Source organism: Deinococcus sp. (genome assembly GCF_018260555.1).
Classification (GTDB): Bacteria; Deinococcota; Deinococci; order Deinococcales; family Deinococcaceae; genus Deinococcus.
In genome coordinates, this window is sequence record NZ_JAGLBB010000096.1 from 1 (window position 1) to 7,274 (window position 7,274).

General features: G+C 62.2%; 10 protein-coding genes. All 10 read right to left on the minus strand.

The genetic code is table 11. From position 1 onward, the window contains the following. Nucleotides 1-390 (minus strand): ribonuclease H (locus tag QZ271_RS13290; RefSeq protein ID WP_291432259.1); only part of this gene is annotated, 390 nt, incomplete at its 3' end. Continuing rightward, a complete protein-coding gene (locus tag QZ271_RS13295) occupies nt 390-671 on the minus strand; it encodes a hypothetical protein (protein ID WP_291432261.1) in 282 nt (93 codons plus the stop codon). The genes QZ271_RS13295 and QZ271_RS13290, both read right to left, overlap by 1 nt. Nucleotides 672-1,115: 444 nt before the next feature. After that, nucleotides 1,116-1,517 (minus strand): PIN domain-containing protein, encoded by a 402-nt coding sequence (locus QZ271_RS13300; protein WP_291432263.1) that lies wholly within the window; start codon nt 1,515-1,517, stop codon nt 1,116-1,118. Continuing rightward, complete coding sequence (locus tag QZ271_RS13305; RefSeq protein WP_291432265.1) at nt 1,514-1,771, minus strand: AbrB/MazE/SpoVT family DNA-binding domain-containing protein; 258 nt, start codon at nt 1,769-1,771, stop codon at nt 1,514-1,516. The genes QZ271_RS13300 and QZ271_RS13305 overlap by 4 nt, the downstream gene beginning before the upstream one ends. 110 nt (nt 1,772-1,881) lie before the next feature. Continuing rightward, entirely contained in the window at nt 1,882-2,124 is a 243-nt protein-coding gene (locus QZ271_RS13310) for a hypothetical protein (RefSeq protein ID WP_291432267.1), read from the minus strand. A 104-nt stretch (nt 2,125-2,228) separates the two neighbouring features. After that, nucleotides 2,229-2,888, minus strand: coding sequence for a ParA family protein (locus QZ271_RS13315; protein WP_291432269.1), 660 nt, complete (start codon nt 2,886-2,888; stop codon nt 2,229-2,231). 360 nt (nt 2,889-3,248) lie between these two features. Further along, nucleotides 3,249-3,956, minus strand: a complete 708-nt coding sequence (locus tag QZ271_RS13320) for a hypothetical protein (protein ID WP_291432271.1) — start codon at nt 3,954-3,956, stop codon at nt 3,249-3,251. Continuing rightward, nucleotides 3,953-4,462 carry a hypothetical protein gene (locus QZ271_RS13325; protein WP_291432273.1) on the minus strand — a complete coding sequence of 170 codons (510 nt, stop codon included), beginning with the start codon at nt 4,460-4,462 and terminating at the stop codon, nt 3,953-3,955. The genes QZ271_RS13320 and QZ271_RS13325 overlap by 4 nt, the downstream gene beginning before the upstream one ends. A gap of 716 nt (nt 4,463-5,178) precedes the next feature. Next, nucleotides 5,179-6,414 carry a PQQ-binding-like beta-propeller repeat protein gene (locus QZ271_RS13330; RefSeq protein ID WP_291432275.1) on the minus strand — a complete coding sequence of 412 codons (1,236 nt, stop codon included), beginning with the start codon at nt 6,412-6,414 and terminating at the stop codon, nt 5,179-5,181. A 276-nt stretch (nt 6,415-6,690) separates the two neighbouring features. Then, nucleotides 6,691-7,023 carry a hypothetical protein gene (locus QZ271_RS13335; RefSeq protein ID WP_291432277.1) on the minus strand — a complete coding sequence of 111 codons (333 nt, stop codon included), beginning with the start codon at nt 7,021-7,023 and terminating at the stop codon, nt 6,691-6,693. Nucleotides 7,024-7,274 lie beyond the last annotated feature (251 nt).

The following is a 7,274-nucleotide window of genomic DNA, read 5'->3' on the forward strand; positions in this document are numbered from 1 at the left end:
CAGGCGGGGTTCTGACAGACGAAACTCTCGAGTGGGAGCTCTTTTGACACGTCCGGGGATAGGCCCCGGACGCTCCCATTTCAGTGGTGTCAGGCATAGTTCCAGCCAACTACCCTGCCAGCTGCTCAGCCAATCTTTTTCAAAGGCGTCAATGACGTAGCGGGAATCACTGACCACGTGCACGGCGCAGGGCTTTCTCAGAGCCTGCAGGCCTTCAAGCAGGGCGGTGAGTTCCATGCGGTTGTTGGTGGTCTGCGCTTCTCCCCCACTGAGTTCCGTGACGTGCTCGCCCATCGACAGGATGCAGGCCCACCCGCCGGGGCCCGGGTTCCCGGAGCAGGCGCCATCCGTCACCAACCGCACAGTGGGGCGGGGAGCTGCGTCCGGCATCACAACCCCTGGACGGCGCGCCGCCCCGCCTCGTTCAGCTGGTAGGTGTTGCGGGCCACGCGGTCGAGGTAGGGGTGCGCCGCCGACTCGCGGTCCGAGCGCATGTGGTCGGAGATGTGGGTGCCGAGCGTCACGGCTTCGTGACGCCAGCCCAGGCGGAGGGCTTCCTGAAGCAGTTGCGCGCGCGTCAAGTGGGGGTGACCCTGCGCGTGCAAATTCTGTGCGGCTTTGATGACGTACTCCCAGGCGTGGCGCATGGCGGCTTCCTCCGCCTCCATCATGGCAAAACAGGCCTCCCGTAGGGGCTCAAATGCACTGACCAGTAGGTCGTCCGCCGCCGTGCGTGCCCCTCAGGACCGGACAACCTAGCTTTAATCACGTCTGGAACGCAACAAGACCATCGCGTCGCGGTCCTGACCGGCCTGATGCGCTGACCCGGCGGCTTGACCTTATGGCCGACCGCTCATCACAGACGTTCCGGATTGTCAGCGAAACAAACGGAATCCGTATCGGACTGCCGGAGATGCCACGGTTTAGACGGCTGGCCATCTGTGACACGGCCCTCAGGCGTAGCTGCTTTCGCTGAACGGCCCATTTTAGCCACGACCCTGCCCCCGCGTCATGCGGGCGTGCCTTTCGCGGCCAATGCCAGTCACATCGTCCGCCCAGCAACGTTCCTAAGAGGACAGATGAAGTGAGGTGTCTGTCCTGGGCGAGAGTCAGGGTCACCGGATGAGCTCCACCGCGAACGGCAGGTCCGGCAGCTTGGCCCAGGCCTGCTCGGCGGTCAGCACGGAGAGTCCGTGGGTCTCGGCGGTGCCCAGGCAGGCGGCGTCTCCGAGACTGAGGTTGTACGGCTGTTTGCGGGCGTAGTAGAAGGTGGCCCGTGCCCGGCAGTCCGCGTCGAAGGGGAGTTCAGGGATGAGGGGGGCCAGGTGGCCCCAGGCCACCTGTACCTGCCCGTGGGTGTAGTCACCCTTGCCCACGAGTTTGCCTTCCAGTTCGGTCAGGGTGACGCTGCTGACGTGGCAGGCGCGGCCGGTCAGGGCCGCGCGGACGACCTCGTACCCCGGTTCCTGCCGGTGCAGGGCGATGATGGCGCTGGCGTCCAGCAGCAGTGGGGTCACCAGTCTTTTCCGGCGGCGTCCTGTGCACGGTCGTCGAGGAGTTCCTGCGTGAGGTCACGCCCGTCGGCGCGGGCGAGGCTGCCAGTCGCGGCCTCGATCAGGGCCTGACGGGTAGTGAGGTGGTACCCGTGGGCGTCTTTCACGAGCAGGACCTCGTCACCTTCCTGAACATTGAGGTCGGCACGGACGGCAGTCGGGACTGCCACGCGACCTTGCGCCTGAATCTTCAGATTGTAGTACTGGATCTGAGTCATAGACTGATTTTAGAGGTTTCAGGAGTAGAAACTGTGGTGACCCGACCAGCCCTCCTCAGCTGTCTGGTAAGTGCGAATCCAGAAGCTCATTTTCGAGTCTGTCAGACCGGTCACTTCTGCTCAGCAACGAGAACCGCAGCGACCTTCTCGCGTAACCCCTCACTGTCCCGCAACTCACGCAGAAGCACGTCCAGTACCATCTCCTGCGTGACGTTGAACCCCGCGTCCCGGATCTCTTTGGTGTAGTCCTCCAGGGCCTTTTTCAAGCTGGGTTTCACGCGGGTACTCAGCGGTTTGCGTTCTTCTGGCGGCGCGACTGGCGGCAGGTTCAACCGGCGCGGCGCTTCAGTCATGGGCGGGGTGGACCGTTCTTTCAGCTCTGGTGTCTGGGGCGCCGTGCGCAACGGAGGGGTTTCCGGTTGCGGTTCGGCTTGCCCCATCATCTTGCGGATGCTGCTCACGCGGGCACCTCCTGCGGCAGCAGGGTCTGAATCTCCTTCCACAACTTGTCGTAATGCCACCACTTCACGCGGTCCGGGCGATTGCCTTTCGCCAGGGCGTACTGCTTGCTGTACGGAATGGTGGCCGCCGCGATCTGTGCATCCGGCAGTTCAGTCTGGATGGCACTGATCGTGTCGCGCGTCACCGCTGGCATCGTTCCCGCGTGGTTCACGACGATTAGGTGCTGCAACTTCGGATTGGCCCGCAGCGGCAGGCGCATCAGGTGGTACGTCTCGACCAGCTGAGGTACGTCTCCTGAACCGATGTGCAGGGGCATCAGCACCAGGTCACTCTCACTCATGGCCTGCACGATACTGTGCTTATCCCCAGGGGGCGTGTCGATGAACACAAAATCAAAAGCGCTGCTCTCCCGGATATCCCGCAGCAGCGGATCGAGCTCATCCGCCGTGATGCGGTCGCAGGCGAACGTCTCGCTGCCCAGTTCAGCCGCCGTGAACCACTGATGGGCACTCGGCGTGCTGTCCATGTCGATCAGCGCCACGCGCGCCCCGGACTGCGCAGCGAAACTGGCCAGGGGCACGATAGTCGAAGTTTTCCCGGCACCGCCCTTCTTCATGACGGCGCTGATCACAACAGGAGACATTCTGGCTGACATGCCTGCCATCATGCCGTCCCGACGGACGGAAAGACAACAATCATTCTTAATTTTCATATTTCATTACATCATGAAAGTAGGCATGAAAGAGTGATTTCCATCTGAGTTTCTGTCATGAGCGAAATCAAGTTCGCTTTCCTGTCTGATGGATCGCTGGTCCGAAGCCGTCCCACGCCATTCTGGACACCGGATCCCGGTACGGCTGGTCCTGGATGTGACGAGGAACCCCAGCAGGCCATGGCTGACTTGAATGTAGAGCAACTCTTGTTCATCCCAATAGTCCAGGATGATCAGGGCTCAAGGCGTTTACGGCTCAGCAACCTCATCGGTGTGCGGTTGCCCGAAGCGTCCCAGGAGCTTTCAGGAATCCTGCTGATCGGCCGCTGCAAGAAGTTCCAGACGCTTCAGGATCAACCCTTCCCGAGCTTGACTCGCCGGGTCGGGCAGCAGGTGATAGGAGATGGTGTCCGTAAACGCCGGTGTCGCCAGCAGTTCGCGGGCCACCTGAGCCAGAAACGCCTTGAGCTCACGGTCACTCTGCCTGACCTCGTCGACCAGTTCAGGCCGCCCATCGAGGACAGAGACGACGTCACTGATGTCATGGCTGAAGCCGTACTCACCCTCACCGCGGCCCTCGAAGGCCACCAGTTTGGTCGCGAGGAAATAGGGGGCCGTGATGGTTCGCACCTGGAGACCGTCCGCCAGGTTCAGGGTTTCGGCGTGCTCCATCGCGGGGAGGTACCAGGGGTTACTGAAGCCCAGCACTTGCTCGTCGGTTGGCATCACATCGAGGATCAGATCGCCGTTGCGGAACCGGCAGATCGGTGCGCCTTCAGTCGTGTCCTCGAAGAAGCCCTGCCCGTTCAGTGACTCGGTCAACCGGCTGTACCCGGCCCGGGTGATCTTGACGATGGCGTCGATATCCAGGGTTTCGCGCACGTCAGCGGCTGCGGCGTCGGTGATGAAGAGGGCGGTGGTACTGCCGCCGACGAAGACCATCTGCTGCGCGAGTGGACCGAGGCGGCGCACGGTCTCGGTGAGCCGTTCGATGTTCGCTGCGCTGCTCATGACACGACCGGGATCTGCAGGCGCTCGTCCAGAAGCTTGCCGGCCAACTGGCGTTCGCGGGTGCTTCCGCTCCGCAGGGCATCGACCAGCGCGAGCCATTCGTAGAGGGCTGGGTCCTGACGGGCGGCGAAGGGCACCGAGCGGTAGAGGGGAGCCAGGGCTTGACCACGGACGGGGCCTTCGGGATCAGGCCAGATGGGGGGCGGGTCGCTGCCCTGAGCGATATGGGCGTTCAGTGGTGGCGCGGCGTAGGCGGTCGGCATGCCGCGGGTGAGTTCGCCCCGCACGGCGGGGAGGAAATAGGGGACACCGTACCGGAGAACCTCGCGGACGGCTGACCGGATGGGGGAGACGTCGCTCTTGACGAGTCGGGACTGCTTGAGTCGTTTGAGTCCGGCGTGCACTTCGGACGAGCTCATGCCCAGGCTTCCTGAAAGTTGCGCGTGCGAGGTGTACCCCGACTGAAGGAGCTTGAGGAGAATCAGAAGATCCTGGGGTTTGAGCATGGCCTCAGTATATTCGCTGTTCGCGAATCGCGAACAGCGAATGGAAGATCTGGAGGCAATGTGGTGAGAGAGGACCGGCACCCGGTGAAGTGCTCATGCCACTCGTTCGGGAAAACCCCTAATGGGGGTACTGATAGCCGAGACACCGCACACGATGGGGCCGGACCCGTGGACTCGCAATTCGGACGTGGAGCGGACTGCTGATCTGACAGGGACGGAAGGGAGTCCAGCTCAGTTGAGGCGTTTCCAGGCCGGTGGATGGGTGCCTGCTCAGCAGTGAACCGACCGTCCAGGGGAGATAAATTTCACACTAAGTAATATTAGTGTGAAACGGTATTTCTGAAATCCGGGGTACGTAGGTCCTCAATCTCGTTCAGGGATGCCTTGTTGATCTTCTGGTGAGGGAGGCTGTAAAACGTCGCCTGGGACGCATTGAAACGACAGAAGCCGATTGCTTGGACTGAGATTTGGGAGGATGCGACGATTCTGCTGCTCCCCTCTCCTTTTATTCAGGAGTATATGAGTATTCATCGCACCACTCCCATCACGCTCACGCCCCTGCCTAAGCTCGGGTAGGGGGAGATCCGAATGAGATTGCAGGGACGCCCTTTCATCCGTGCTGATGAACGACGGTCGAATCAGGGGGCCTCTGAATCCCCCTGATTGCCATATATGGCGCAATATATCTTGAGGTCCCTACCAGTACTTCCTTCTCCTCAGCGTACCGGTCGGTGAGCAAGGGCATCCTCACCCAGTTGCACGATGTTCCCCGTTCCCGGTTCCAGCAGCGGCGTGCTACTCCGCAGCGTCGCCCGTGGATTACTCCTCGGACTCCGCGCCAGCACCTTCCCGTCCCGCGTGTCCACCGCGAACAGATACCCGTTACTCAGGTACGCCACTCCCCGCACGATGAGCGGCCGACCGCCGAACGAGAACGCATTCTCCTTCGGCGGGTAGAACGTCCACTTCAGCGCCCCGGTCTGAAGGTCATAGGCGTTCTGGCAGGCGTCCCCGTTCGGCGTCGGGTACACCTGACCGTCCTCGGCGCTCACGTCCACCATCAGCGTCGTCCCGCCATTCGGGCACAGGGCGCGTGGCACCTTCCAGCGTTCCGTCCCGTCGAGGTTCAGGGCGCTCAGTTCCGCGCTCGCCGTTTCCAGCGCCACGATGGTGTCCTTCTCAATGTCCATTGCCGTCCACAGCAGCAGCGCGCCGTCCATCCGGTCCATCTCCTTCGCCCACTGCCGCGTACCCGTGCTCGCCGTGACCGCGTGCAGAGTGGTCCGGCTCAGGCGTTTCGGGCCGTCATCGTAATCGGAGATCCCGTACACCACGAGGTCATGCTCCGCACTGACCGCTACCCCAATCGCCAGATGCTGATTGGTGGTCTCGCCCTGCGGGCACTGGTGATCCCACACCGGGTCGAGCCGCCCGGCCAGCAGGTCCGGGATGCGGTACGCGACGACGCCCTCCTTGACCAGCAGCACGGCGAGGTCACCGACCTGCCGCATGCCTTCGAGTCCCCAGCGGATGCCTTTCTTGTGGTACGCGGCGGGCAGGGTCAGGGTGTGCTGGAGGGTCATGTCCGGCCCCCACACGCGGATACGGTCACCCTCGTTGTACTCGATCAGGCGCTGTCCGGCGCTGATGACGCTCGCGCCGGACCCGACCGGCACGTTGGGAATGTCGCCGTAACTCCAGGTGACCTTCCGGGCGGCCACGTCAATGGCGTTGAGGTTGGTCTCGTTGTAGCCGACGGTGAAGAGTCTGTTGTTGTGGAAGAAGGCGGGAGCGAGTGGGTCCTGAATGACGCCGGGCAACTCCCAGGCGGTCGTCAGGCTGGGAATGTTGATGGGCTGACCGGTCACGGCGTCATGCAGATTCCCTGGACTCCCTACCCCACCGCAGCCAGACAGCAGCAGACCCATTCCCACCAGCGACAGACGCAACATGAAGTCAACGTAGCGGGTGGGCTGTCCATCCACAAGCACAACTGACCATCCGCGATGCCCCAACAGAGACGGGAGGCAACGGAGGAGGGTTTACGGGCCTCCCGACGGAGCGCGGGCCTCATAGGCCATGTGTTGCTCAGCCCTCGTGCAGGGTCACGGGTTTTTGCCCCAGGACTGCAGGAAACCTTTCTTGGCGACCGGTTGCAGAACATCACGAAACGCCATTGCTCTACGCTGCCATTTCACAACATGATTTCGCCACCAAGATGCTGCGCTTCACTGCAACTCCGGTCCACGCGACCGTTTCTCACCCTCTGCGTGCAGCCCAAGCCGTTCCTTGTCGTGATCAATAGGCTGCCCGACGGCCCAGTACAGCAACACAACGAGCATGATCACAGCGCCTGCCACGAAGATGATGGAGGCGGATACGACGCTGCTGACACCGCCCAGGATGAGGTAACCGATGGACGTGCTGAGGCTGTCCAGGCCCGTGACCGCCGCGAACAGCCGGCCCTGAACGCTTTCCTCGACGGTGGCGTGGAGATGGGCGTAGACGAACGATTCGATGATGGACTGCGCGAATCCGAAGGTCAGACCGTACCCCAGCATGGCCAGGAGTGTGCCGTCTCCGCCATGACGGCGCTGATGCCGGTTGTGGTGATCAGCGCGAGGTAATTTCTGAAGGATGCAGTCCACATGCGCTCATGCTCCTGTGTGGGTGAGAAGGATGAAGTGCTGAGCGAGCAGGCGGTAGATCTCCTTGCTCACCTGGATGTTGTCTGGCCGTAACTGCTCAGCAGGGGGGTGGGGTGCGGCGCAAAGTGTAGAGTCTGGGTATCGCTGACGATGCCTGCCCAAAC

Bases quoted from the DNA above. Each gene is read 5' to 3' on its own strand.
- QZ271_RS13310 (WP_291432267.1), bottom strand. From the start codon at position 2,124: ATGACTGAAGCGCCGCGCCGGTTGAACCTGCCGCCAGTCGCGCCGCCA.
- QZ271_RS13315 (WP_291432269.1), bottom strand. From the start codon at position 2,888: ATGTCAGCCAGAATGTCTCCTGTTGTGATCAGCGCCGTCATGAAGAAG.
- QZ271_RS13320 (WP_291432271.1), bottom strand. From the start codon at position 3,956: ATGAGCAGCGCAGCGAACATCGAACGGCTCACCGAGACCGTGCGCCGC.
- QZ271_RS13295 (WP_291432261.1), bottom strand. From the start codon at position 671: ATGATGGAGGCGGAGGAAGCCGCCATGCGCCACGCCTGGGAGTACGTC.
- QZ271_RS13325 (WP_291432273.1), bottom strand. From the start codon at position 4,462: ATGCTCAAACCCCAGGATCTTCTGATTCTCCTCAAGCTCCTTCAGTCG.
- QZ271_RS13335 (WP_291432277.1), bottom strand. From the start codon at position 7,023: ATGCTGGGGTACGGTCTGACCTTCGGATTCGCGCAGTCCATCATCGAA.
- QZ271_RS13305 (WP_291432265.1), bottom strand. From the start codon at position 1,771: ATGACTCAGATCCAGTACTACAATCTGAAGATTCAGGCGCAAGGTCGC.
- QZ271_RS13330 (WP_291432275.1), bottom strand. From the start codon at position 6,414: ATGTTGCGTCTGTCGCTGGTGGGAATGGGTCTGCTGCTGTCTGGCTGC.